Below are 24,068 nucleotides of genomic sequence, written 5' to 3'. Positions count from 1 at the left end.
CTCCGCGTCTCAGCCCTGCCGCTCGGCCAGCAGCCGGTCCGCGATCTCCTCGATCCGCTCGCGCAGCCCCTCCTGGCTCTTGCCGCCGTCGAGGCGCTCGCCGCCGATCACGTAGGTCGGCGTGCCGGTCACGCCGATCGCCTTGCCCTCGGCCTGGTCGGCGTCGACGATCAGGATGTGCCGGCCGTCGACGAGGGCGGTGTCGAACTCCTCCGCGTCCAGTCCGAGGTCCCCGGCGACCTCCACCAGCAGCGCCTCGCCCTTGCGGTCCAGCTCCGCCACGCGCCCCAGCACGGCCTCGGCGTACGGCCATCCGCTGCCCTGGGCGACGGCCTCCTCGGCGGCCTGCGCGGCGGCGAAGGCGTGCTTGTGCTTCGCCAGCGGGAAGTGCCGCAGCCGCACCTCCAGCCGGTCGCCGTAGCGGGCGCGAAGGGCCCGCAGGTCGTCCAGGGCGGCGTGGCAGTCGGGGCACTGGAGCTCGCACCAGACGTCGAGTACGGGCGCGGCGGGCCCGGCGGGGGAGGAGTCACTCATGCCCCCATCCTCCCAGCCCACGGGGAGGAGCCCCGACCGCGGCCCTCCTCCGGCACCGGCACCTGGGGAGGAGCCGACCCGGAGATCTCCCTGATCTCGGGCCACGGCATGGCCTCACCGCGGGCGGGCGGTGCAGGATGGAAGGGACGAAGTACTCATGCCCGACGTGGCCCAGCTCTGGAGGACCGGATGATTGCCGAGACCGTCTGCTCCGCGGTGTCCGCGGCGGGCCTGGGCATCGCGGCGGTCACCGCGTACCGCAGGCGTTTCCTCACCGCCGTCCGTGTCGCCGCCTACGCGCTGGTTCCGATCGGCCTGGTGATGACCGGGGTCGTCGAGTGGCTGGCCGACACCGCCTTCAGCCCGGTGGCCTGGGCCGGGTTCGGAGTCCTGGGCGTGGCCTGGGTGCTCTTCATGATCACGCGTACGGTCGAGCGCCGCCGCGGCGGCACCCGCAAGGAGCGCAAGCAGGCCAGGGCGGCGGCGCAGCGCGACGCGGTGGCGCCGGGCGCCTCCGCACCCTCGCTGGGCGCCGGTGCGAGCCCGGCCGCCAAGCCCGCGCCCAAGCCGGCGAACGCGTCCCGTGGCGAGGACGACTTCAGCGACATCGAGGCCATCCTCAAGAAGCACGGCATATGACCCCCGTCGCCCCGGGCTGAAACGACACAGCGGTCCGAGGGCGACAGCGCGTGCTCCGTAACGATCACGATCCGACCGGACATTGCGACATTCAACGAACTCCCGGTCGTTACGGGCGTGTTGATCGCGAAGGCCTGCTCCGCTGCGTCATCATCGCCGCGAGATGCCGGACACCACTCAGCTGGATCCCCAGCTGGACACGAGACAGAGCGAAACCGCGCGGACACGGAGTGAACCACGCGGCTGCCTCTTCGCCCTTTCCCAGCCACCGCTCATGATCTTCCTAGCGGTGATCGGGTGTCTGCTGCTCATGGCTGCGTTGCACGATCTGCTGTTGCTGTGAGCCGTACCCGCGCTCCCCGGCGCCACCCGCCGGGGGCCGCGACACACCACCCTGGCGGGTCCACGCATCCGCCCGGCCGCGCCGACCGCTCAGCCCGCGGCCTCCTTGCGCCGGGCCCGGTAGGCCGCCACGTGCAACCGGTTTCCGCAGGTCCGGCTGTCGCAGTACCGCCGCGACCGGTTGCGGGAGAGATCGACGAAGGCGCGCCGGCAGTCGGGGGCCTCGCAGCGCCGCAGCCGCTCCTGCTCACCGGCGACCACGAAGAAGGCCAGGGCCATCCCGCAGTCGGCGGCCAGGTGGTCCGCGACCGAGGCGCCGGGCGCGAAGTAGTGGATGTGCCAGTCGTAGCCGTCGTGGTCGGTGAGACGCGGCGTGGTGCCGGCGGCCGCGACCAGGTCGTTGATCAGTCCGGCGGCGGCCCGGGCGTCGGGAGCCGCGAAGACCGCGGCGAACCTCCCGCGGATCTTGAGGACCGCCGCGAGGTCGAGTTCCGAGAGCACGCCGACGTCGCTGATCTCGTGCGTTCCCACGAATTCCTGAAGGGCGGCGACGTCCGGCAGCCCGTCCGGAGCCGTGTCGTCCTCCGGTACGGAGTTCACCAGATCGACCACGGTGTCGAGCGCGCACCGGGTGTCGTGGGTGATCAGCACACTTAGCTCCCTGGCCTGGGGTCGGGCGGGCGCCCGCCGATGCTGGCCGATGGTAGTGCCATCCGCGGCGGGCGGACCGGCCGCGATCGCGCCCCCGGCCGCCGGTTGCCCCTACAACGCGACCGGACCGGCCTTCGTTCCCCGGCGGGACACGCGTCGGCGCCGTCCCCGCGGAGAACCGCGGCGACGACGCCGTGTGTGCCGTATGCGGTTGTCCCGGCCCGTGCCGTCACCCCGAGTCGACGGCGACGGGCGGCTTCACTCGGAGCCCCCTCCCTAGCTTTCCGCCAGGATGTGCGAGAGCTCCTGATCGAGATCGAAGTGCCGGTGCTCCGTGCCGGGGGGCACGGCGGCGTCTGTGCGCTTCAGGAAGGACTCCAGGGCCCTCGCGGGGGCCTCGAGCAGCGCCTCGCCCTCCGGGGAGCTGAGAGCGATGCACACGACGCCCTGGCCGTGACTGCGGGACGGCCAGACACGGACGTCGCCGGTCCCGGTGGGACGGTGGAGACCTTCGGCGAGGAGGTCGCGGGCGAACACCCACTCGACGGTTTCCTCGGCTCCGGTGTGGAAGGTGGCGTGCACGGCGTAGGGGTCGGCCGTGTCGTACCGCAGGCCTGCGGGGACAGGCAGGGATGACTCGCTCGACACAACGAGGCGCAGGTGCAGCTCGCAGCTGACCGTGGTGTTCATAAGCGCCAGGGCCTTTCGCTCAGTGTGCGCTCGGGGATTCGCACGTCGGCGAAATCGACATGCCACCTACGGTGCCGTTGTAAACCCCTCTGAGTGTTTTGCGTGTGTTTACGTAACTCTTCCGGCCGAGTGATCGTTCGAGTCCTGCGCCCATTCCGGTGACAGGTTTCGCTCGGGTAGTGTTTGGCCGTATGAACACGGGGAGTAACAAGCCCGGCGAGGCGGCTGTGGCGGAAGACCGTACGGGGACGGACGACGCCACGGGCGAGCGCGCGCTCGGCTCGCGGGCACCGGATTTCATCAAGGCGCGCCGCGCCCTGCACCTGAGCTGGCAGGTCGGCGTGTTCATCGTCGGCCTGGCCGTGGTGGTGGCCGGCATCATCATGCTGCCCCTGCCCGGACCGGGCTGGGTCGTGATCTTCGGCGGCATGGCGATCTGGGCGACCGAGTTCGTCTGGGCCCAGCTGGTGCTGCGCTGGACCAAGCGCAAGGTCACCGAGGCGGCGCAGCGTGCCCTCGACCCCAGGGTGCGCCGCAGGAACATCATCCTGACCTCGATCGGGCTGGTGATCTTCGCCGTGCTCGCCGGGATCTACCTGTGGAAGTTCGGCCTCGAGATGCCCTGGAAGATCAAGGACCAGTGACCGCCCGGGACGGGCGCGGCGTCCCGGTACCGGCTGGTCACGAGCGCCTCTGACATGGGGTAATGTTCTTCCTGCGTCCGGGCGATTAGCTCAGTGGGAGAGCGCTTCGTTCACACCGAAGAGGTCACTGGTTCGAACCCAGTATCGCCCACCGGATCATCAGGCGGCCCGGCTCACGATCGTGAGCCGGGCCGCTCTGTCGTGTCCGCCGTCCGGTGTGCGGGCCGGCATCCGCCGCCCGGTGCGCACGTGCTCGTCACCTGGTGCGTACGCGCCCGCCCGCGGCGGGTCCGCCGGTCGCTCCCGGTGTCCGTCGGCGCGTTCGCGCGGCGGTTCCGCTTCCGGGTGCCGTCATCCAACCGTGACCTTCCGCGGCCCGCGTGCCGGTGGGCTCCCCGGTGTTCGGCCCGTCGGTCGCGCGGCGCCCACCTGGCTGTTCTCGGGTACTTCCGCCGCCACCTCCGAAATGGTTCCTGTGCCTCGTCGTGCCGGGCGCCCGTAAATTCCTGTCCGAATCGTTGACGAGCTTCCGGGCCCTCCGTACCTTGTGCCAGCAAGCGCTTACTTGAAACGATTCATGAGGCGAAGGCCGCGTCGCGGGGAGGCTCGTATGCAGCAGGGCGGGAATGCGCGGAGGCAGGTCGGGAGGCGCACGGTCCTCAAGGCGGCGGGAGCTTCGCTGGCCGTCACGGGGCTGGGGGCCACGGCCACCGCGTGCGGCGGCGGGAGCGGTTCGGGAGACGGTTCGGTGACGATCCGTTACTCCTGGTGGGGTGCCGAGGACCGGGCCGAGCGCATCAACAAGACCATCGCGCTCTTCGAGAAGAAGTATCCGAAGATCAAGGTCAAGACGGACTTTCAGCCTTACACCGACTTCTGGAAGAAGTTCAACACGCAGGCTTCCGGGGGGAATCCGCCGGACGTCTTCCAGAATGCGATCGGATTCCTTCGCAAATACGACGCGAAGAATGTCCTGCTCGACCTCGGCGGGCAGGTCGAGGCCGGAAACCTCTCCATGGACGGATTCCGCGCGGGCCTGGAGAAGTTCGGCGAGATCGACGGCAAACTCCTGGGCGTGCCCGTCGGTTCGAACTCCATGGCCCTGGTCATCGACAAGCCCGTCTACACCCGGGCCGGCGTCAAGCCCGAACAGGGCTGGACGTGGGACGACTTCGACGAGGCGATGACGAGGGTCCGGGACCGCACGGGCCGCGCCGGTGACAGCGGCATGTACGGAGTCATGTACCTCTACGACCTGTACCTGCGGCAGAACGGCAAGGCCTTCTTCACCGAGGACGGACTCGGCTTCACCGAGGCCGATCTGACCGCCTGGTGGACCAAGGCGGACAAGGCCGTGCGGTCCGGCCTCTTCGCCGACCCCAAGAAGGTCGCCCAGATCAAGCCCAAGTCGGCGCTCTCCGCCGAACTGGCCGGCTCCGAGTTCACCTGGGACAACTTCACCGTCCGCTACACGTCGGAGGGCAAGAGCGAGTACGGACTCGCGCCGATCCCCACCACGGACGGCAAGAAGACCGGCCAGTACCTCGGCTCGCTGATGCTGAGCGCCTACAAGCGCACCCAGCACCCCAAGGAGGTCGCCCAGTTCATCGACTTCATGGTCCACGATCCCGAGGTCGCCAAGATCATGGGCTATGACCGCGGTGTCCCCACGACCCAGGCCCAGTACGACGCCTACCGGCCGGCCGACCCGGTGAACAAGGCCATCGCGGCCTACGAGGAGTCGCTGGTCGAGTCGGGCGTGCTGGAGCCGATCACCCCGCACCCGAACGGCGCGGACATCTGCGAGGCCGCCTTCCTGCGCATCGCCGAGGAGATGGCCCTCGGCTCACGCTCCGTCGGGGACGCCGTCGAGCAGTTCTTCACCGAGTCGAAGACGGCCCTCGCCGGCTGAGGGGAAGAGCACCGTGACACACGCCCCCGCGATGGCGGGCCCGGCCCGGGACTCCCGGCCGCGGCCCGCCCCGGAGAAGCCCGCGCGCTCCGCCGCGCAGAAGCGGCGGGGCCGCCGGGAGAACCTGGCCGGCTACCTCTTCATGTCCCCCTGGATCGCCGGATTCCTGCTGCTGACGGCGGGACCGATGGTCGCCTCGCTCTACTTCGCGTTCACCGACTACAACCTGTTCGACGCGCCCAGGTGGATCGGCCTGGACAACTTCTCCGAGATGTTCGGCGACCCCCGCTGGCGCCATTCGGTGCGGATCACCCTGTGGTACGTCGTCGTTGGCACGCCGATCAAGCTGCTCGCGGCGCTCGGTGTCGCGCTGCTGCTGGCGCAGAAGCGGCGCGGGCAGGCCTTCTACCGGGCCGCCTTCTACGCGCCCTCGCTGATCGGCGCGAGCGTCTCCATCGCCATCGTGTGGAAGGCGATCTTCTCGGACGACGCGGTCGTCGACCGTACCCAGCAGTTCTTCGGGATCGGCGCCGGAGGCTGGACCGGCGACCCGCAGCTGATCATCTACAGCCTGGTGGCGCTCACCGTCTGGCAGTTCGGCGCCCCCATGGTCATCTTCCTGGCCGGCCTCAAGCAGGTGCCGCGCGAACTGTACGAGGCGGCCGACGTCGACGGGGCGGGCAAGCTGCGCCAGTTCTGGAACATCACCCTGCCGATGATTTCCCCGGTGCTCTTCTTCAACGTCCTGCTGGAGACGATCCACTCGTTCCAGATCTTCAGCTCCGCCTACATCGTCGGCGGCGGCGCCGGGGGCAACGCCTGCGGTCCCGCGGACGGCACGATGGTCTACACCTGCTACCTGTACGTCCAGGGCTTCGAGAACAGCCGCATGGGCCTGGCCTCCGCCATGGCGTGGATGCTGCTGGTCGCGGTCGCCCTGGTCACCGCGGTGCTGTTCTGGTCCCAGAAGCGCTGGGTGCACTACGAGGAGGGCGGCCGATGAGCACGCAGGCCACGGACGTCACGTCCGCCCCCGTCACGAAGGGTACCCTGCGGCGCCGGCTGCCGGGTTCGCTCGCCTGGCACCTAGGTTCGCTGGCGATCCTCGCGGTGATCCTCTACCCGGTGCTCTGGGTCGTCGGCGGCTCCTTCAAGGAGAGCGGCGACATCGTCGGAAGCCTGGACCTCTTCCCGGGCGACCCGATCGTCTCCAACTACACGAGCCTCGCGGACGGCATCGCGGACATCTCGATCTCCACCTTCTTCCTCAACTCGCTGTTCCTGGCCGTCGGTTCCGTGATCGGGATCGTGGTGTCCTGCTCGCTCACGGCCTACGCCTTCGCGAAGATCAGGTTCGCCGGGCGCAATCTGCTGTTCACGCTGATGATCGGCACGCTCCTGCTGCCGTACCACGTGCTGCTGATCCCGCAGTACGTGCTCTTCCGCAACCTGGACATGATCAACACGTACACCCCGCTGCTGCTGGGGAAGTACCTGGCCACCGAGGCGTTCTTCGTCTTCCTGATGGTCCAGTTCATGCGCAACCTGCCCGGGGAACTGGACGAGGCGGCCCGCCTCGACGGCTGCGGGCACTTCCGGATCTACTGGTCGATCGTGCTCCCGCTGTGCCGGCCGGCCCTGATCACCAGCGCGATCTTCACTTTCATCAACTCCTGGAACGACTTCATGGGCCCGCTGATCTATCTCAACGAGCCCGGCAAGTACACCGTCTCGCTCGGCCTGAAGATGTTCGTGGACCAGGAAGGGCTGGCGAACTACGGCGGCATGATCGCCATGTCCCTCGTCGCGCTGCTGCCCGTGCTCGCCTTCTTCCTGGCCTTCCAGCGCTATCTGATCGACGGCATGGCGACGTCCGGGCTGAAGGGCTGAGGTGGGCCGATCATGACCCAGGCGCGTGCGAGGGCCCGTACGGAGCGGGCGGGGGAGCGGGGCGAGTCGCGGTTCGCCGAGGGCTTCGCCCTGTTCGCCGAGTGCCTGCTCACCGGCGTGTGGATCGCGGTGGCGGCGCTGCCGGTGGTCACCTACCCCGCCGCGTTCGCGGCCGGCGCGCGCCACCTCGGGCGCCGGCTCGCCCATGAGCGCGGCGGGCTGCGGGAGTTCGCGGCCGACTTCCGGGCCGCGGCGCGCCGCGGGTGGCTCGTGGGCGCCGGCGGGTGGGCCGCCCTGGCGGTGGTGTGGGTGGACGTGCGAGCGGTCCGGGACGGACTGCCGGGCGGCGCCTTCGTGGGCGCCCTCGGGGTCATGGCCCTCATCGGCGCGGCCGTCGCGGGACTGCGCGCGGCGGCGGCCTGGCACCCGGGTGCCTCTTGGCGTTCGCTGCTCGCCGCTGCCGCCCGGCGCACCGTGCTCGACCCCGCCGGTTCCTTCCTCCTCGTGGGCGGACTGGCCCTCGTGGTCTGCTCCGCCTGGTTCAGCGCACCGCTGGGGGTCGTCGTCCTGGGTGCGGTGACGGCGGCTGCCGTCGCCGTGGAGAAGCGCCACCGGCGCCGCTGACGGGCCCGTTCCGACTGCGGTGCCCGCGCGTAGCTCTGTCTGTCATGCGCATGCCAGTCACGGGGTCGCAGGAGCCCTGCCGCAAGAGACCTGTCACCAGAGCCATGTCACAAGAGCCCTGTCACGAGAAAGGAAGGCCATGTCCCGCATCCCCCGCAGGTCCCTCCTCAAGGCGGCCGCCGTCGCCGGCGCCGCCGCCCAGTTCAGCTGGGCGCTGGGCACGAAGAACGCGCAGGCCGCGGTGGCCGACGACAGCCCCGTCACGCTGACCTGGCTGGAGGACGGTGGCCTCGGCGCCGCCCCCGGCTCCACCGTCGGCGTCCCCTGGCCCCGGGGCACCTTCCGGGCGGACCAGTCCTTCGCGGTCACGGACGCGGACGGCAAGGACGTACCCGTACAGTCCTGGCCGCTCGCCCAGTGGCCGGACGGCTCCCTGAAGTGGACCGCGCACGCCGTCGGTTCGGGCACCGGCAGACTCACCCTGGCCGCCGGTACGCCCGCGGCACCCACCCGGAAGATCACCGTCGACCGGCGCGGCTCCACCATCGACATATCGACCGGCGTCATCACCGCGCGGATCGGCACCTCGGGGTCGACGCTCGTCAAGTCGGTGGTCCGCGGCTCCACCGAGATCGCCAGGAACGGCCGCCTCGTCGTGCTGCGCCGGCCCGAGATCGAGGACGACGAGCAGGGCACGGTCAGGTCCGAACGCTTCGACGGCGCGATCCACGAGGTGAAGGTGGAACAGGACGGCCCCGTCCGCGCCGTGGTCCGCGTCGACGGCGAGCACCGCAAGGGACGCCGCGGCCTGCTGCCCTTCTCCGTCCGCCTCTACTTCTACGCGGGCGCCGACTCCTTCCGCATGGTGCACACCATCACGTTCGACGGGAAGCAGGAGCCCGGGAAGGCGAACGGCGACTTCGTCCGGGGCCTCGGCGTCCGCTTCACCGTCCCGATGCGCGACGAGTCCTACGACCGCCACATCCGCCTCGGCGGCGAGGGCACCGGCCTGCTGCGCGAGGCCGTCAAGGGCATCACCGGACTGCGCCGCGACCCCGGGGCGGCCGTACAGGCGGCGCAGTTCGCCGGTGAGAAGCTGCCCGACCCCGCCACCTGGGACCAGCGCGTCACCACCCGGCTCCAGTACATCCCCGAGTGGGGCGACCACACCCTCTCCCAGCTCTCCGCCGACGGCTTCACCGTCCGCAAGCGCACCGGGAAGGGCCACGGCTGGATCGGCGCCGGAGGCGGACGGCGCGCCTCCGGCTTCGGCTATGTCGGCGGCGTGAGCGGCGGCCTCTCCTTCGGCCTGCGCGACTTCTGGGAGAAGCACCCCGCCCAGCTCGACATCCGCGACGCCCGGACCGACGCGGCCGAGGTCACCCTCTGGCTCTGGTCACCCGAGGCCCAGCCCATGGACCTGCGCTTCTACCACGACGGCATGGGCCAGGACAGCTACGCCGAACAGCTCGAAGGGCTCAACATCACCTACGAGGACTACGAACCCGGCTTCGGTACCCCGTACGGCATCGCCCGCACCAGCGAGCTGATGTTCTGGGCCAACGCCGCCACCCCGAGCGCGGACACCCTCGCCGGACAGGTCCGGGCCGTGCGGACTCCGCCGCAGCTCGCCGCCCCGCCCGCACAGCTCATCAGGTCCAGGGTCTTCGGTCCCGGCCTCTACTCCGAACCCGACCGCTCCACGCCCGCCAAGGCCGGGATCGAGGACCACCTCGACTTCCTCTTCGCCTACTACAAGGACCAGGTGGAGCAGCGCCGCTGGTACGGCTTCTGGGACTACGGCGACGTCATGCACTCCTACGACACCGCCCGCCACCAGTGGCGCTACGACGTGGGCGGCTACGCCTGGGACAACTCCGAACTCTCCCCGGACCTATGGCTCTGGTACGCCTACCTCCGCTCCGGCCGGGCCGACATCTTCCGCTTCGCCGAGGCCATGACCCGGCACACCGGCGAGGTCGACGTCTACCACCTGGGCGAATGGGCCGGCCTCGGCACCCGGCACGGCGTCCAGCACTACGCGGACAGCGCCAAGCAGCAACGCATCGCGAACACCACCTACCGCCGCTTCTACTACTTCCTCACCGCCGACGAACGCGTCGGCGACCTCATGCACGCCAACGTGGACTCCGACGAGACCTTCCTCGCCCTCGACCCGCTGCGAAAGATCCGCACCGAGCCGTACACACCCGACCGGCACGCCCTGTCGATCGGCTTCGGCACCGACTGGAGCGGCCTGGCGTCGGCCTGGCTGACCGAGTGGGAACGCAGGGGACCCAAGTGGGAGAAGGCCCGGGACCGCGTCCTGTCCACCATGGAGACCATCGCCGCCCAGCCCAACGGCTTCGTCCAGGGCAGCGGCCTGTACGACCTGGACACCGGGAGGTTCGCCGTCGCCGACACGCCGAAGGTCGAGGTCTCCCACCTGTCGGCCGTCTTCGGCCTGGGCGAAATCTGCGCGGAGCTGATCGACCTCGTCGACATGCCCGCGTTCCACGAGGCGTACTACGACTACTGCCGTTACTTCAACGCCTCCAAGGCCGAACAAGCGGCCCGGTACGGCAAGGACTTCGGCAGCCTCATCCTCTTCCAGGGCCACTCGCGCCTCGACGCCTACGCGGCCGTGCGGACCGGCGACGAGAAGCTCGCCACGCGCGCGTGGGCCAAGTTCTACGACTCCGACGGCTACAAGGAGTCGGCGCCCTGGACGACGGAGAAGCTGACCGGCCCCGTCACCCTGGTGCCGGGCAGCGAGGCCAGCTGGGTGTCCACCAACGACACCGCCCTCTACGGCCTCGCCGCCATCGAGAACCTGGCGCTCATCGGCGACAGGATGCCCTAGACGGCACGTGACGCGGGCGGGTACGGGCACACTCCACAGGTGGACTGGAACCAGTACCGATTCCGCAGCCTGTGGGCCCTGCCCGCGCCCGCCCCGGACGTCTACCGCGCGCTGGAACGGATCGAGGACTACCCCCGCTGGTGGCCGCAGGTGCGCGAGGTCACCCGGCTCGACGACACCAGCGGACTCCTCCGCTTCCGCTCCCTGCTCCCGTACGACCTCACCGCGACCCTGTACGAGGGCCACCGCGACCCGGCGGCCGGGGTCCTGGAGGTCGCGATGCGCGGCGACATGGAGGGGTGGGCGCGCTGGACGGTCACCCCGCGCGGCTCCGGCACCCTCGCCCGCTACGACCAGGAGGTCGAAGTGCACAAGCCGCTGCTGCGCCGGCTCGCCGTGCCGGGAAGGCCGCTGTTCCGGGCCAACCACCGGCTGATGATGCGGGCGGGGCGGCGCGGCCTCGCCGCCTACCTGGAAGCCGGTCGGCAAGCGGTTTGATGGAAGCGCGCCGGGCCCTGTATTGTTCGGTGCGTTCCCGGGCGATTAGCTCAGTGGGAGAGCGCTTCGTTCACACCGAAGAGGTCACTGGTTCGAACCCAGTATCGCCCACCCGGGAAGAGCCGGTCCGTCACCCGACGGACCGGCTTCTTCGTGTGCCGACGCGCGCGTCCGGGCTCACGCCGCCGCGGGCAGGTCCGGCCGCAGTGGCCAGGCCGGGTCCACCGGCTCCTCGCTGCCGTTGAGCGCGAACCACGCCTGAAGTCCCCGCGCCTGCCCCGCGTGCCACACCGCCTGGAGCGTGTGCAGCTCGGCGGGGGACAGGCGCTCCAGCCGGCCCGGGAAGCGCCGCCCCACCGCCCGCACCACCTCCAGCGAGGCCTGCGCGTCGGCCGCCGCGTCGTGCGCCTCCGCCAGCTCGACGCCGTAGTGCGCGCACAGGTCGGTGAGGGTGCGGCGGCCCTTGCGGTACCGGTCCAGGTGCTTGTCGAGCACCCTCGGGTCCAGCACGTGCAGCGACGTCCGCTCCAGCCAGCGGCCCAGGGACGAGGCGCGGTGGCGGCGCAACTCGCGGTCCAGCAGCGTGAGATCGAACGGCGCGTTCATCACCACCAGCGGACGCCCGGCGCGGGCCTGCTCGGCCAGCGCCTCCGCCATCTCGTACATCACCGGCGCCGGCCAGCGGCCGTGGCGCTGCAGATGCTCGTCGGTCAGCCCGTGCACCGCCGTCGCCGACTCCGGCACCGGCACGCCCGGGTTCACCAGCCACCGGGTGACGCGCGGCCGGAGCCCGGGCGCGTCCTGGACGACGAGCGCCGCCGACACTATCCGGTCGGTCTCGACGTCCACACCCGTCGTCTCCGTGTCGAAGGCGGCCAGCGGCCCCTCGAACCAGCTCGCCATAGGGCACTCAACTCCTCGTCCACACACACCGGCTGACGCGCCGTCCTCTGTCCCGGTTCGGTGATACCCGGGCTGTTTGCGACGTACGCCGGAAGGACACAACAGGATTACGGGTCCTCGCAGTTCAGCGGCCCGCGACACGGACACACCAGTTCTGGAAGGCTGTTGGTCATGGCCATCGCGCAGCCCGAACGGGGCGGGCTGCTGCCGGAGCGCACCGCGCCCACCCGCGGCTCCCTCGCCACCACCGCCTGCATGGAGACCCTGCAGGTCGGCTACCTCCACGCGGTCGCCGCCGCCGCGGGCTGCTCGCTCTCGCAGCCCTTCCCGGACAACGGCATCGACTGGCACGTCAGCCACAGCGCCCCCGGGCACACGGTCGACGACGAGGTCACCATCAAGGTGCAGCTCAAGGCGACGTACCAGATTCCGCCGCAGCCGCCCGGCCGCTTCTTCTCCTTCACGCTGGACAACGACCACCTGGCGAAGCTCGCCCGCACCCCGGTCTCCGTGCACAAGATCCTGGTCGTGATGATCGTCCCCCGGTCCAGGGACCAGTGGCTGCGGGCCGGCCACGACCGGCTCGACCTCAGGCACTGCTGCTACTGGACCAACCTCGCCGGACACCCGGTCACCGGCCGGCGGCGCACCACCGTGCGGATACCGACCGCGCGGGTCTTCGACGACCGGGCGCTGTGCGAGATCATGACGCGGGTCGGTACGGGAGGGAAACCATGACGCACCGCCCGACCGGCGAACCCTTGCGCGCCGTACGGCCGCACCCCGCCGGCGACGACACCGACTGGGACGGCGGCCGCCCGCCGGAGTCCGCCGCCGTCGACCCGGCCGTCCTGACCGCGCTGCTCCACCGGCACGGCTGGCAGCGGCGCGGCGGCGCCCCCGGCCGCTACGGCCGCTGGACACCACCCGGCCCGGCGGCCGGAGCCACCAGCCTGCTGGTGCCCGTCAGCCGCGCCTTCCCCGACAGCGAGGACCTGCTGGGCGAGGCGCTGCTCGCCCTGTCCCGCAGCGCCACCCCCGCCGCCCGCGAGATCCTCGTCTCACTCGCCGTCCCCAGCGACGAGATCCGCTGGGCACGCGACGTGCCGACCGGACCCGGCGACACCGCCTCCTGGACCGCCGAGGAACAGCTGCGCGCCGCCGCCCGCCGGATGCTGCTCGCCGGAGCGCTCGCCACACGCGCGCGTGCGGGCTACTTCGGCGCCCGGCACCGGCGCACCGCCGCCACCGCCCTGGAGAACGTGCTGGTCGGCACGGCCCCGGGCGGTCGCCGACTCACCGCGTTCGTGCCCGTCACCACCGGCCGCCCGCTCGCCGTAACCCTCCACCAGGCCCTGTACGCCGCGCGTGAGGCCGTCGACTACCGGCGGGCCACCGGCGGCATGGAAGCCTTCGACGCCGCCGTCGGGGCCGGCGTCAGCCACGAGCTGACCGAGGCGCTGGTCGCCCTGGTCCGTGGCACCCAGGGAGCCAGGATCGCCGTCGACTGGGCGCCCGCCGCGGGCGTCCCCGAGGGCTGCGGCGCCCTCGCCGAACCCGTCGAGTTCTCGCCCGGCGACCTGCCCGCCCTGCGCGAGGCCGCCGCCCGCTACCTGCGCGCGGAGCCCTCCGTGCCGGTGCGGATCACCGGCACCGTCGTCCGCATGCGCCGTTCCGGACCGCGCGGCACGGGCACCGTACGGCTGCGGGTGCTGGCCGGCGCCGAGGTGCCGCACGTGCGGATCACCCTGGACGAGGACGCCTACCGGATCGCGGGCCACGCCCACCTCGTCGGACTGCCGGTGCGGGTGCTGGGGCGGCTGGAGAGCCGGGGCGGCTTCCGCCGGCTCACCGGGGCCTGCGAGATCGCCCCGGTGCAGGTCGACGACGCGGAGCGGGACCGGCTGCTCAAGGCGGTCCAGGAACACGTGGAGGTGGCGGCCTTCTTCGAGGAGACCTGCGGCGGTGACGGCGAGGAAGGGGGCGAGGCCGCAGAGGACTACGACGCGGGGTGAGGGCCGCCTGCCGGGAATGATTTCGCGGTGCACGGGTCCGGGTCGGTACGATCGCCCTCATGCGTGCGCTCCGGTATGGCGCCGCGGCCCCACTTCAGTCAGGAGAGACCGGTGTCAGACGTCCGTGTGATCATCCAACGCGATTCCGAGCGGGAAGAACGCGTGGTGACGACGGGCACTACGGCCGCCGAGCTCTTCGCCGGCGAGCGCTCGATCGTCGCGGCGCGGGTGGCCGGTGAGCTCAAGGACCTCGCCTACGAGGTCGGCGACGGCGAGACCGTCGAGGGCGTCGAGATCTCCTCCGAGGACGGCCTGAACATCCTGCGCCACTCCGCCGCGCACGTCATGGCGCAAGCCGTGCAGGAGCTGTTCCCCGAGGCCAAGCTGGGCATCGGCCCGCCGGTCAAGGACGGCTTCTACTACGACTTCGACGTCGAGAAGCCCTTCCACCCCGATGACCTCAAGGCCATCGAGAAGAAGATGCAGGAGATCCAGAAGCGCGGCCAGCGCTTCTCGCGCCGCGTGGTGAGCGACGACGAGGCCCGCGAGGAGCTCGCCGACGAGCCGTACAAGCTGGAGCTGATCGGCCTCAAGGGCTCCGCGTCGCACGACGACGGCGCGGACGTCGAGGTCGGCGCCGGCGAGCTGACGATCTACGACAACCTGGACGCCAAGACCGGCGAGCTGTGCTGGAAGGACCTCTGCCGAGGCCCCCACCTGCCCACCACCCGCAACATCCCGGCGTTCAAGCTGATGCGCAACGCCGCCGCCTACTGGCGCGGCAGCGAGAAGAACCCGATGCTCCAGCGCATCTACGGCACCGCCTGGCCGACCAAGGACGAGCTGAAGGCGCACCTGGAGTTCCTCGCCGAGGCCGAGAAGCGCGACCACCGCAAGCTCGGCAGCGAGCTGGACCTCTTCTCCATCCCGGAGCAGATCGGCTCCGGCCTCGCCGTCTTCCACCCCAAGGGCGGCATCATCCGCCGGGTCATGGAGGACTACTCGCGCCGCCGCCACGAGGAGGAGGGCTACGAGTTCGTCTACACCCCGCACGCGACCAAGGGGAAGCTCTTCGAGACCTCGGGCCACCTGGACTGGTACGCCGACGGCATGTACCCGCCCATGCAGCTCGACGAGGGCGTGGACTACTACCTCAAGCCCATGAACTGCCCGATGCACAACCTGATCTTCGACGCGCGCGGGCGCTCCTACCGTGAGCTGCCGCTGCGCCTGTTCGAGTTCGGCACCGTGTACCGGTACGAGAAGTCGGGCGTCGTGCACGGCCTGACCCGGGCCCGCGGCTTCACCCAGGACGACGCGCACATCTACTGCACGCGTGAGCAGATGTCGGAGGAGCTCGACAAGACGCTCACCTTCGTGCTCGGCCTGCTGCGCGACTACGGCCTGACCGACTTCTACCTGGAGCTGTCCACCAAGGACCCGGAGAAGTTCGTCGGCTCCGACGAGGCGTGGGAAGAGGCCACCGAGACGCTGCGGCAGGTCGCCGAGAAGCAGGGGCTGCCCCTGGTCCCGGACCCGGGTGGCGCCGCCTTCTACGGACCGAAGATCTCCGTGCAGACCAAGGACGCCATCGGCCGCACCTGGCAGATGTCGACCATCCAGCTCGACTTCAACCTGCCGGAGCGCTTCGACCTGGAGTACACGGCCGCGGACGGCACCAAGACCCGTCCGGTCATGATCCACCGCGCGCTGTTCGGCTCGATCGAGCGGTTCTTCGCGGTGCTCCTGGAGCACTACGCGGGCGCCTTCCCGGCGTGGCTCGCCCCGGTCCAGGCGGTCGGCATCCCGATCGGCGACGCGCACGTCGAGCACCTGGAGAAGTTCGCCGCGGCGGCCCGCAGGCAGGGCCTGCGCGTCGAGGTCGACACCTCCTCCGACCGGATGCAGAAGAAGATCCGCAACGCCCAGAAGCAGAAGGTGCCCTTCATGGTCATCGCGGGCGACGAGGACATGGCGAACGACGCGGTCTCCTTCCGCTACCGCGACGGCTCCCAGGAGAACGGCATCCCCGTCGACGAGGCCATCGCGAAGATCGCGAAGGTGGTCGAGGAGCGGGTGCAGGTCTGATCGCGGGCTTGCTGGGCCAGGCCCCCGGGATCTCCCGGGGGCCTTTCCCTGCCGCCGTACACGACGCCATATGCTGCACGCATGACGAGTGAGCCGGAGCAGCAGCTGGGAGTGGGGACGCAGGACGCGTTCCAGCGTCTGTGGACGCCCCACCGGATGGCCTACATCCAGGGCGAGAACAAGCCGAGCGGCCCGGGCGCCCACGACGGCTGCCCCTTCTGCTCGATCCCGGCCAAATCCGACGAGGACGGGCTGGTCGTCCGCCGCGGTGAGCACGTGTACGCGGTGCTCAACCTGTACCCGTACAACGGCGGTCATCTGATGACCGTGCCCTACCGCCACGTCGCCGACTACACGGACCTGACCGACGTGGAGACCGCGGAACTCGCCGCGCTGACCAAGCAGGCGATGACGGCGCTGCGCACCGCGTCCGGCGCCCACGGCTTCAACATCGGCATGAACCAGGGCACGGTGGCCGGCGCGGGCATCGCCGCCCACCTCCACCAGCACATCGTGCCCCGCTGGGGCGGCGACACCAACTTCATGCCGGTGGTCGGCCACACGAAGGTGCTGCCGCAGTTGCTGGGAGACACCCGCAAGATGCTGGCGGAGGCCTGGCCCTCCGCCTAGCACCCGCCGACGGCACCTACGCGTTGTAGAGGTCGGCCTTCCCGGGCGTCGCGTCCTGCACGGCCGTGCTCAGGAACGCCGACCGCATGCCGAACTTCTCCGTGTCCACGCCGTTCTCCTCCAGCACCTTGATCGACGCCGCGTGCACCACCCGCAGCACCGGCGCCGCCGCGCGCAGCGCGTCGTCGGCCATGAAGCGGTGCCGCCACGGCTGGTCCGCCCACGCGTGCCGCAGCCCGAACGGCTCCGGCAGCCCGATCGTGCCGCCGAGCCAGTTCAGCAGCGGCGGATACCAGGTCAGCGGTGCGCGGACGGCGAGGCGGACCACCTCGCCCGCGGTGACCAGCGGGAGCATCACCTTGCGCGTCTCCCACGGCTTGAACGACTTGGCGACCTCCTTCGAGGGCGCCTCGGGCTTGCTGGTGAACAGCGGGTTCACCGGGCCGAGCGCATGGCCGGTGACCTCGATGCGCAGCGTCTCGTGCAGCACGGTCACCGTGATCAGCATGGTGATGACCAACTGGCCGTCCCACAGCGTCCACTGCACACCCAGGTAGTGCCGGTCTCCGGCACCGAACTGCTGCTTGTTGCAGATCTCCTGTATCGCGTGCGTCTTGACCTGGTACGCCTCGACGTCCGTGCCCTCCGGACGGGACACCGCCTTCGCGTTCTCCCCGATCGGCGTGACCACCCAGTGCCGTATGGACGGCTTGGTGAAACCGCCGGTGTTCAGCGGACCGCGTTCCAGCATGCGCAGCTGGTCGTGGATGGACTTCACGACGTCCCAGCTGCGGAAGGGGTGGATCTCGCGCGCCGGGTCGGCCGGTGCCAGGTCCTCGGCGAGGTGCCAGCCACCCCAGCGCGTGCCCATGCCGAGTATGCCCTTGGGACCGGCGTAGAAGACGGAGTTGGACTGCTGCTCGGCGCCGAGCTTGGCCAGGGACTGGCGCAGCTGTTCGGCAGAGGTCTCGTTCGGGTTGCTGGGGACCGCCTCGGGCACCTTGGCGCCGACGCCGCTACCCGACAGGAGGCTGTCCCAGCGCTCGCGGAGGTCCCTCGCGGTGCCCTCGCAGATCCGCTTCGCCCAGAACCAGCCCACGACCGGCAGGACCACCGCCGCGCGTGCGTACCAGGCCCAGAAACCGGTGAAGGGCATCTTCAACAGGAACAGCACGGCCAGCGCGGCGATCGCGAGCAGCACCGCGGTGCCCAGCGCACCGGCCTGCTTGTTCTCCGACTTGGCGACGGTGGTGCGGATCTGGAAGCCCAGCAGCCAGATCAGCATCCCGGGCAGGAAGAGCACACCGCACAGCAGGATGACCATGGAGAGCCGGGCGTCGCGTGCCCTGCGGATGCCGTTGGCCGCCAGGCAGTGCTCGACGACCACCTGCGGCTCCGCCCCGAAGGACTGGATGAGCGGCTTGCGGCCGCTGCCCAGCATGCGGTCGGCCACCGCGCGGGAGAAGGCCTCGCCGAGGTTGGGCCGGAAGATCGTGGCCCAGGACCGGCCCGCGTTGAGGGTCGTCTGGTGCCACTCGTTGTCGGCCTTCTTGATGTCCGCCAACTCGCTGTCCCGGTAGGCGGCCGACGCCAGCGCGAAGGTGGCCGTCTGGCCACCGTCGTCCGTGCGCGGCACCTGCGGTCCGAAGAAGTCCGCGTAACCGCCGTCAACGGCCATTCCCGCCCCCGATCGCCACCACTGTCGCTCCTGCGGCCTTCCCGACTTCCGTGCCCCGCACACCTGTTGATCTGGTCATCAGCGTATCCGCAGCCGGCGGCACGCGTCACCGGACGCCGGAAGGCGCCCCCACGCGCGCGGGTCGGGCCGCCGGGCGCGCCGTCGCGCGCGGGGTGGAGCGCCGCCGGCGCGGGCGTTCCCGCGCCGGGCGGCCGGGCGCCGCTACGACGCCGCGCGCACCTCCTCGGGCAGGCGGTCGGCGACCTGCTGCGGCATCGGTTCGTGGCGCGCGTAGCGGCGGTCGAAGCGCGCGGTGCCGTGCGAGAGGGAGCGCAGGTCGACCGCGTAGCGGCCGATCTCGATCTCGGGCACCTCGGCCCGGATCAGGGTCCGGCCCCCGCTCGTCTGCTCGGTGCCGAGCACCTTGCCGCGCCGCCCCGACAGGTCGCTCATCACCGCGCCCACGTAGTCGTCGCCGACCAGGACGCTCACCTCGGCCACCGGCTCCAGCAGATGGATCCGGGCCTGCGCCGCGGCCTCCCGCAGCGCCAGCGCGCCGGCCGTCTGGAAGGCGGCGTCGGAGGAGTCCACCGAGTGCGCCTTGCCGTCCAGCAGCGTGACCCGCACGTCGATCAGCGGATGGCCCGCCGCGACGCCCTTGGCGGCCTGCGCGCGCACGCCCTTCTCGACGGACGGGATGAACTGCCGGGGCACGGCGCCGCCGACCACCTTGTCCACGAACTCGACGCCCGAGCCGTTCGGCAGGGGCTCCACCTCGATCTCGCAGATGGCGTACTGCCCGTGCCCGCCGGACTGCTTCACGTGCCGCCCGCGCCCGCCCGCACGGTCCCCGAACGTCTCCCGCAGGGACACCCGGTGGGGTACGACGTCCACCTGGACGCCGTAGCGGCTGCGCAGCCGCTCCAGGGCCACGTCGGCGTGCGCCTCGCCCAGGCACCACAGGACCACCTGGTGCGTGTCCTGGTTGTGCTCCAGGCGCATCGTCGGGTCCTCGGCGACCAGCCGCGCCAGCCCCTGGGACAGCTTGTCCTCGTCGGGCTTGCTGTGCGCCTGGATGGCGAGCGGCAGCAGCGGATCGGGCATCTCCCAGGGAGCCATCAGCAGCGGGTCCTCCTTGGCCGAGAGCGTGTCCCCGGTCTCCGCGCGGCTCAGCTTGGCCACGCACGCCAGGTCGCCCGCGATCACGTGCGAGACCGGCCGCTGCTGCTTGCCGAACGGCGTCGACAGGGCGCCGATCCGCTCGTCGACGTCGTGGTCCTCGTGGCCGCGGTCGGCCAGCCCGTGCCCGGAGACGTGCACCGTCTGGTCGGCGCGCAGGGTGCCGGAGAACACCCGGACCATCGAGATCCGGCCGACGTACGGGTCGGACGAGGTCTTGACGACCTCCGCGACCAGCGACTCCCCGGGATCGCACATCCGCAGCTCGCGCCCGGCGCCCTCGGGTGTGGTCACCCGGGGTGCCGCCCGCTCCAGCGGCGTCGGAAAGCCACGGGTGACCAGGTCCAGCAGCTCGACCGTGCCCAGTCCCTGCCGGGCGCCCTCCGCCGCGGGAGCCGCGGCCAGCACCGGGAAGAACACGCCGCGCGCGACGGCCCGCTCCAGGTCCTCGATGAGCGTCTTGACGTCGACCTGCTCACCGCCGAGATAGCGCTCCATGAGGGTCTCGTCCTCGCTCTCCGAGATGATCCCCTCGATCAGCATGGAGCGGGCCTCGTCGATCACCGGCAGCTCCGCCTCGCCCGGCTCGGACGCCACGCGCTCGCCCGACGCGTAGTCGAACAGTTTCCGCGACAGCAGGCCGATGAGCCCGGTCACGGGCGCGTGCCCGTCGGGCGCCGGGGTTCCCCGCAGCGGCAGGTACAGCGGCAGCACCGCGTCCGGATCGTCCCCGCCGAAGGCCTCCGCGCAGATCCGCGTCATCTCCTCGAAGTCCGCGCGGGCCGCCTCCAGGTGCGTGATCACGATGGCGCGCGGCATGCCGACGGCGGCGCACTCCTCCCACACCATGCGGGTCGAGCCGTCCACCCCGTCGGAGGCCGAGACGACGAAGAGGGCCGCGTCCGCCGCGCGCAGACCGGCCCTCAGCTCACCGACGAAGTCGGCGTACCCGGGAGTGTCCAAGAGATTGATCTTGATGCCGTCCCATTCGACCGGCACCAGGGAGAGCTGTACGGAGCGCTGCTGCCGGTGCTCCATCTCGTCGTAGTCCGAGACGCAGCCGCCGTCCTCCACGCGGCCCGCCCGGTTCACCGCTCCCGCGGTCAGCGCGAGAGCCTCCACCAAAGTCGTCTTGCCCGATCCGGAGTGGCCGACCAGCACCACATTCCGTACGGATGCGGGATGGTCGGCCGCCGTTGCCCTTCCGGCGGCTCCGGGATGGGTGTGGTGTGCCTTGTCGCCCATGTCCTGCCTCCCGTGCACGGTGAGGTCCCTGTGGGCGCGGACACGCGGGACCGCGTGCACTGGCGGCTCCGGCGACGCCCGCGGTCCTTCGAGCTTTCCACTCCCTTCACGCCGCGTCCATACGAAGGACCCGATCCCACCGCCCACCGGCCGCCGGGACGCGGGGTCCGGGTGCCCGGCCCCCGCCCACGCGCGCGCGTGACTACGATGGGCCAGCCGGTGGCCAGCAGGGGCCGCGGCCACACCGACCGTCGGGAAGGCCATGCTGAACAAGTACGCGCGTGCATTCTTCACGCGTGTCCTCACACCGTTCGCCGCGTTTCTCATCCGCCGGGGCGTCAGCCCGGACACGGTCACGCTCCTCGGCACCGCCGGTGTGGTCGCCGGTGCGCTGGTCTTCTACCCCATGGGTGAGTTCTTCTGGGGCACGGTGGTGATCACGCTCTTCGTCTTCTCGGACCTCGTCGACGGCAACATGGCCCGCCAGCTCGGCCGCTCCAGCCGCTGGGGCGCGTTCCTGGACTCCACCCTGGACCGGGTCGCCGACGGCGCGATCTTCGGCGGGTTCGCCCTCTGGTACGCGGGCGCCGGCGACGACAACATCCTGTGTGCGGTGTCGATCTTCTGCCTGGCCAGCGGCCAGGTGGTGTCCTACACCAAGGCGCGCGGCGAGTCGATCGGCCTGCCGGTCGCCGTCAACGGCCTGGTCGAGCGGGCCGAGCGGCTCGTCGTCTCCCTGGTCGCGGCCGGATTCGCGGGCCTGCACAAGTTCGGTGTCCCGGGCATCCAGTACCTCCTGCCGATCGCCCTGTGGATCGTCGCCGTCGGCAGCCTCGTCACGCTCGTCCAGCGGGTCGTCACGGTCCGCCGGGAGGCCGCCGAGGCCGACGCCGCCGCGCAGGAGAGCCAGGGCACCGAGGCGGCCAAGTGAGCGCACGCGACCGGCTGACCGACGCCCTGTACGGCGCCGGCTGGAGCACCGTCAAGAAGCTGCCCGAACCGGCCGCCGTACGGCTCGGGCGCACCGTCGCGGACCTGGCCTGGAAGCAGCGCGGCGCGGGCGTGCGGCGCCTGGAGGGCAACTACGCGCGCGTGGTGCCGGGCGCGAGCCCGGAACGCCTGGCCGCCCTCTCGCGCGCGGGCATGCGCTCGTACCTGCGCTACTGGATGGAGTCCTTCCGGCTACCGGCATGGAGCCGCGAACGGATCGAGACCGGCTTCACCCCCGAGGACCTGCACCACCTCACCGACGGCATGGACGCCGGACAGGGCGTGATACTCGCCCTGCCGCACCTGGCCAACTGGGACCTCGCGGGCGCCTGGGTCACCACGAAACTGGGCATCCCCTTCACCACGGTCGCCGAGCGGCTCAAGCCGGAGACCCTGTACGACCGGTTCGTCGCCTACCGCGAGTCCCTCGGCATGGAGGTGCTCCCGCACAGCGGCGGCACGGCGTTCGGCACCCTGGCCAGGCGGCTGCGCGACGGCGGCCTGGTCTGCCTGGTCGCCGACCGCGACCTGTCCGCCTCCGGCGTGGAGGTCGACTTCTTCGGCGAGACGGCCCGCATGCCGGCCGGACCCGCCCTGCTCGCCCAGCAGACCGGCGCGCGGCTGCTGCCGGTGACCCTCTGGTACGACGACTCACCGGTCATGCGCGGCCGGGTGCACCCGCCGGTCGCGGTCCCGGAGTCAGGCACCCGGGCCGAGAAGACGTCTGCCATGACACAGGCGCTGGCCGACGCCTTCGCCACGGGGATCGCCGACCACCCGGAGGACTGGCACATGCTTCAGCGCCTGTGGCTGAAGGACCTCGATCCCGCCAAGGCGCCCGCGGCGGCCGACAGACGGGGCGACTCGTGAGGATCGGCATCGTCTGCCCGTACTCCTGGGACGTGCCCGGCGGCGTCCAGTTCCACATCCGGGACCTCGCCGAGTACTTCGTCCGCCTGGGCCACGAGGTGTCCGTCCTCGCCCCCGCGGACGACGACACGCCCCTGCCCCCGTACGTCGTCTCCGCCGGGCGCGCCGTGCCGGTGCCGTACAACGGCTCGGTGGCCCGGCTGAACTTCGGCTTCCTCTCGGCCGCCCGGGTGCGGCGCTGGCTGCACGACGGCGCCTTCGACGTCATCCACATCCACGAACCGACCTCGCCCTCGCTGGGCCTGCTCACCTGCTGGGCGGCGCAGGGCCCGATCGTGGCCACCTTCCACACGTCCAACCCGCGCTCCCGCGCGATGATCGCCGCGTACTCCATCCTCCAGGCCGCCCTGGAGAAGATCAGCGCCCGGATCGCGGTGAGCGAGTACGCCCGCCGCACCCTCGTCGAGCACCTCGGCGGGGACGCGGTCGTCATCCCCAACGGCGTCGACGTCGACTTCTTCGCCCGCGCCGAGCCCAAGTCCGAGTGGCAGGGGGAGACGATCGGCTTCATGGGGCGCATCGACGAACCCCGCAAGGGGCTGCCGGTGCTGATGCGGGCCCTGCCGAAGATCCTCGCCGCCCGTCCGCAGACCCGGCTGCTGGTCGCCGGGCGCGGCGACGAGGAGGAGGCCGTCGAGAGCCTGCCGAAGGAACTGCGCTCCCGGGTGGAGTTCCTCGGCATGGTCAGCGACGAGGACAAGGCCCGCTTCCTGCGCAGCGTCGACCTGTACGTGGCGCCCAACACCGGCGGCGAGAGCTTCGGCATCATCCTCGTCGAGGCCATGTCGGCCGGCGCCCCCGTCCTCGCCTCCGACCTGGACGCCTTCGCCCAGGTCCTCGACCGGGGAGCCGCGGGCGAGCTGTTCCCCAACGAGGACGCCGACGCGCTGGCCGACGCCGCGGTGCGGCTGCTCGCCGACCCGGAGCGCCGCGCCGAGCTGCGGGAGCGGGGCAGCGCCCACGTACGGCGCTTCGACTGGTCCACGGTCGGCGCGGACATCCTCTCCGTCTACGAGACGGTGACGGCGGGCGCCGCGGCCGTGGCGGCCGACGACCGGGCGACCGGGCTCAGGGCGCGCTTCGGGCTGGCCCGGGACTGACCGGCCGGCCTCACAGATAGGGT

Annotated in this window: 22 protein-coding genes and 2 tRNA genes; 18 read left to right on the top strand and 6 right to left on the bottom strand. The window is 71.2% G+C overall.

Going from position 1 to position 24,068, the window contains the following annotated elements:
• Nucleotides 1–9: 9 nt before the first annotated feature.
• Complete coding sequence (locus tag ACZ67M_RS32740) at nt 10–534, bottom strand: DsbA family protein (protein ID WP_361360825.1); 525 nt, start codon at nt 532–534, stop codon at nt 10–12.
• Between the two features lie 189 nt (nt 535–723).
• On the opposite strand from ACZ67M_RS32740, the gene ACZ67M_RS32735 reads away from it, so the two are divergent.
• Entirely contained in the window at nt 724–1,173 is a 450-nt protein-coding gene (locus tag ACZ67M_RS32735; protein WP_307010602.1) for a hypothetical protein, read from the top strand.
• Nucleotides 1,174–1,336: 163 nt separating this feature from the next.
• Nucleotides 1,337–1,516, top strand: a complete 180-nt coding sequence (locus ACZ67M_RS32730) for a hypothetical protein (RefSeq protein ID WP_122617228.1) — start codon at nt 1,337–1,339, stop codon at nt 1,514–1,516.
• Nucleotides 1,517–1,605: 89 nt separating this feature from the next.
• Here ACZ67M_RS32730 and ACZ67M_RS32725 read toward each other — a convergent pair whose 3' ends face one another.
• Together ACZ67M_RS32725 and ACZ67M_RS32720 are read right to left on the bottom strand one after the other, a co-directional pair.
• The gene (locus ACZ67M_RS32725; protein WP_361360828.1) at nt 1,606–2,166 is read right to left on the bottom strand and encodes a CGNR zinc finger domain-containing protein; all 561 of its coding nucleotides are present in this window, start codon (nt 2,164–2,166) and stop codon (nt 1,606–1,608) included.
• Nucleotides 2,167–2,442: 276 nt separating this feature from the next.
• Entirely contained in the window at nt 2,443–2,856 is a 414-nt protein-coding gene (locus tag ACZ67M_RS32720) for an SsgA family sporulation/cell division regulator (protein WP_004002642.1), read from the bottom strand.
• A 191-nt stretch (nt 2,857–3,047) separates the two neighbouring features.
• On the opposite strand from ACZ67M_RS32720, the gene ACZ67M_RS32715 reads away from it, so the two are divergent.
• From ACZ67M_RS32715 to ACZ67M_RS32675, 9 genes are all read left to right on the top strand, one after another.
• Nucleotides 3,048–3,500 (top strand): TIGR02611 family protein, encoded by a 453-nt coding sequence (locus ACZ67M_RS32715; RefSeq protein ID WP_361360830.1) that lies wholly within the window; start codon nt 3,048–3,050, stop codon nt 3,498–3,500.
• Nucleotides 3,501–3,579: 79 nt separating this feature from the next.
• A tRNA-Val gene (locus ACZ67M_RS32710) sits at nt 3,580–3,651 on the top strand.
• Nucleotides 3,652–4,110: 459 nt separating this feature from the next.
• Nucleotides 4,111–5,412: an ABC transporter substrate-binding protein gene (locus ACZ67M_RS32705; RefSeq protein WP_392014258.1), complete on the top strand. Its 1,302-nt coding sequence runs from the start codon at nt 4,111–4,113 to the stop codon at nt 5,410–5,412.
• 31 nt (nt 5,413–5,443) lie between these two features.
• Entirely contained in the window at nt 5,444–6,415 is a 972-nt protein-coding gene (locus ACZ67M_RS32700) for a carbohydrate ABC transporter permease (RefSeq protein WP_392104127.1), read from the top strand.
• Nucleotides 6,412–7,302: a carbohydrate ABC transporter permease gene (locus ACZ67M_RS32695; protein WP_469853847.1), complete on the top strand. Its 891-nt coding sequence runs from the start codon at nt 6,412–6,414 to the stop codon at nt 7,300–7,302. Before ACZ67M_RS32700 ends, ACZ67M_RS32695 begins: the two co-directional genes overlap by 4 nt.
• 12 nt (nt 7,303–7,314) lie before the next feature.
• The gene (locus tag ACZ67M_RS32690; protein WP_469853846.1) at nt 7,315–7,926 is read left to right on the top strand and encodes a hypothetical protein; all 612 of its coding nucleotides are present in this window, start codon (nt 7,315–7,317) and stop codon (nt 7,924–7,926) included.
• Nucleotides 7,927–8,065: 139 nt separating this feature from the next.
• The gene (locus ACZ67M_RS32685; RefSeq protein ID WP_469853845.1) at nt 8,066–10,789 is read left to right on the top strand and encodes an exo-rhamnogalacturonan lyase family protein; all 2,724 of its coding nucleotides are present in this window, start codon (nt 8,066–8,068) and stop codon (nt 10,787–10,789) included.
• A 39-nt stretch (nt 10,790–10,828) separates the two neighbouring features.
• Nucleotides 10,829–11,287: an SRPBCC family protein gene (locus tag ACZ67M_RS32680; RefSeq protein WP_382808281.1), complete on the top strand. Its 459-nt coding sequence runs from the start codon at nt 10,829–10,831 to the stop codon at nt 11,285–11,287.
• 39 nt (nt 11,288–11,326) lie between these two features.
• Nucleotides 11,327–11,398 (top strand) — tRNA-Val (locus ACZ67M_RS32675).
• A gap of 66 nt (nt 11,399–11,464) precedes the next feature.
• On the opposite strand, the gene ACZ67M_RS32670 is transcribed toward ACZ67M_RS32675, so the two are convergent.
• Complete coding sequence (locus ACZ67M_RS32670; protein WP_361360842.1) at nt 11,465–12,190, bottom strand: 3'-5' exonuclease; 726 nt, start codon at nt 12,188–12,190, stop codon at nt 11,465–11,467.
• Nucleotides 12,191–12,361: 171 nt separating this feature from the next.
• Between ACZ67M_RS32670 and ACZ67M_RS32665 the strand changes: the two genes are divergently transcribed.
• The 4 genes from ACZ67M_RS32665 to ACZ67M_RS32650 all read left to right on the top strand — a co-directional run bounded on the left by ACZ67M_RS32665 (nt 12,362) and on the right by ACZ67M_RS32650 (nt 16,923).
• The gene (locus tag ACZ67M_RS32665) at nt 12,362–12,928 is read left to right on the top strand and encodes a DUF4365 domain-containing protein (RefSeq protein ID WP_234958314.1); all 567 of its coding nucleotides are present in this window, start codon (nt 12,362–12,364) and stop codon (nt 12,926–12,928) included.
• Nucleotides 12,925–14,205, top strand: a complete 1,281-nt coding sequence (locus tag ACZ67M_RS32660) for a hypothetical protein (protein WP_469853844.1) — start codon at nt 12,925–12,927, stop codon at nt 14,203–14,205. The genes ACZ67M_RS32665 and ACZ67M_RS32660 overlap by 4 nt, the downstream gene beginning before the upstream one ends.
• A gap of 111 nt (nt 14,206–14,316) precedes the next feature.
• A complete protein-coding gene (gene thrS / locus ACZ67M_RS32655; RefSeq protein ID WP_122617216.1) occupies nt 14,317–16,293 on the top strand; it encodes a threonine--tRNA ligase in 1,977 nt (658 codons plus the stop codon).
• An 81-nt stretch (nt 16,294–16,374) separates the two neighbouring features.
• On the top strand, nt 16,375–16,923 hold the full coding sequence (locus ACZ67M_RS32650; RefSeq protein WP_469853843.1) for an HIT family protein: 549 nt from the start codon (nt 16,375–16,377) through the stop codon (nt 16,921–16,923).
• Between the two features lie 16 nt (nt 16,924–16,939).
• Here the strand turns inward: ACZ67M_RS32650 and ACZ67M_RS32645 are convergent, their stop codons facing one another.
• Both ACZ67M_RS32645 and ACZ67M_RS32640 read right to left on the bottom strand, forming a co-directional pair.
• On the bottom strand, nt 16,940–18,601 hold the full coding sequence (locus ACZ67M_RS32645) for a hypothetical protein (RefSeq protein WP_361360846.1): 1,662 nt from the start codon (nt 18,599–18,601) through the stop codon (nt 16,940–16,942).
• 222 nt (nt 18,602–18,823) lie between these two features.
• Nucleotides 18,824–21,025, bottom strand: a complete 2,202-nt coding sequence (locus tag ACZ67M_RS32640; RefSeq protein WP_385797028.1) for an elongation factor G-like protein EF-G2 — start codon at nt 21,023–21,025, stop codon at nt 18,824–18,826.
• 262 nt (nt 21,026–21,287) lie between these two features.
• On the opposite strand from ACZ67M_RS32640, the gene pgsA reads away from it, so the two are divergent.
• The 3 genes from pgsA to ACZ67M_RS32625 are packed head-to-tail and all read left to right on the top strand — an operon-like array spanning nt 21,288 to nt 24,045.
• Nucleotides 21,288–21,956: a phosphatidylinositol phosphate synthase gene (gene pgsA, locus ACZ67M_RS32635; protein WP_125490917.1), complete on the top strand. Its 669-nt coding sequence runs from the start codon at nt 21,288–21,290 to the stop codon at nt 21,954–21,956.
• Nucleotides 21,953–22,885 carry a phosphatidylinositol mannoside acyltransferase gene (locus tag ACZ67M_RS32630; protein WP_469853842.1) on the top strand — a complete coding sequence of 311 codons (933 nt, stop codon included), beginning with the start codon at nt 21,953–21,955 and terminating at the stop codon, nt 22,883–22,885. The genes pgsA and ACZ67M_RS32630 overlap by 4 nt, the downstream gene beginning before the upstream one ends.
• Complete coding sequence (locus tag ACZ67M_RS32625) at nt 22,882–24,045, top strand: glycosyltransferase family 4 protein (RefSeq protein ID WP_469853841.1); 1,164 nt, start codon at nt 22,882–22,884, stop codon at nt 24,043–24,045. The genes ACZ67M_RS32630 and ACZ67M_RS32625 overlap by 4 nt, the downstream gene beginning before the upstream one ends.
• Nucleotides 24,046–24,068 lie beyond the last annotated feature (23 nt).

The organism is Streptomyces sp. NPDC107500 (assembly GCF_055582785.1).
The sequence above is the reverse complement of the archived record's forward strand: the minus strand, read 5'-3'. Positions and strand labels throughout refer to the sequence as shown.

Coding starts and splice junctions, on each gene's coding strand:
- ACZ67M_RS32740 (WP_361360825.1), bottom strand. CDS start 534: ATGAGTGACTCCTCCCCCGCCGGGCCCGCCGCGCCCGTACTCGACGTC.
- ACZ67M_RS32735 (WP_307010602.1), top strand. CDS start 724: ATGATTGCCGAGACCGTCTGCTCCGCGGTGTCCGCGGCGGGCCTGGGC.
- ACZ67M_RS32730 (WP_122617228.1), top strand. CDS start 1,337: ATGCCGGACACCACTCAGCTGGATCCCCAGCTGGACACGAGACAGAGC.
- ACZ67M_RS32720 (WP_004002642.1), bottom strand. CDS start 2,856: ATGAACACCACGGTCAGCTGCGAGCTGCACCTGCGCCTCGTTGTGTCG.
- ACZ67M_RS32715 (WP_361360830.1), top strand. CDS start 3,048: ATGAACACGGGGAGTAACAAGCCCGGCGAGGCGGCTGTGGCGGAAGAC.
- ACZ67M_RS32705 (WP_392014258.1), top strand. CDS start 4,111: ATGCAGCAGGGCGGGAATGCGCGGAGGCAGGTCGGGAGGCGCACGGTC.
- ACZ67M_RS32700 (WP_392104127.1), top strand. CDS start 5,444: ATGGCGGGCCCGGCCCGGGACTCCCGGCCGCGGCCCGCCCCGGAGAAG.
- ACZ67M_RS32695 (WP_469853847.1), top strand. CDS start 6,412: ATGAGCACGCAGGCCACGGACGTCACGTCCGCCCCCGTCACGAAGGGT.
- ACZ67M_RS32690 (WP_469853846.1), top strand. CDS start 7,315: ATGACCCAGGCGCGTGCGAGGGCCCGTACGGAGCGGGCGGGGGAGCGG.
- ACZ67M_RS32685 (WP_469853845.1), top strand. CDS start 8,066: ATGTCCCGCATCCCCCGCAGGTCCCTCCTCAAGGCGGCCGCCGTCGCC.
- ACZ67M_RS32670 (WP_361360842.1), bottom strand. CDS start 12,190: ATGGCGAGCTGGTTCGAGGGGCCGCTGGCCGCCTTCGACACGGAGACG.
- ACZ67M_RS32665 (WP_234958314.1), top strand. CDS start 12,362: ATGGCCATCGCGCAGCCCGAACGGGGCGGGCTGCTGCCGGAGCGCACC.
- ACZ67M_RS32660 (WP_469853844.1), top strand. CDS start 12,925: ATGACGCACCGCCCGACCGGCGAACCCTTGCGCGCCGTACGGCCGCAC.
- ACZ67M_RS32650 (WP_469853843.1), top strand. CDS start 16,375: ATGACGAGTGAGCCGGAGCAGCAGCTGGGAGTGGGGACGCAGGACGCG.
- ACZ67M_RS32645 (WP_361360846.1), bottom strand. CDS start 18,601: ATGGCCGTTGACGGCGGTTACGCGGACTTCTTCGGACCGCAGGTGCCG.
- ACZ67M_RS32640 (WP_385797028.1), bottom strand. CDS start 21,025: ATGGGCGACAAGGCACACCACACCCATCCCGGAGCCGCCGGAAGGGCA.
- pgsA (WP_125490917.1), top strand. CDS start 21,288: ATGCTGAACAAGTACGCGCGTGCATTCTTCACGCGTGTCCTCACACCG.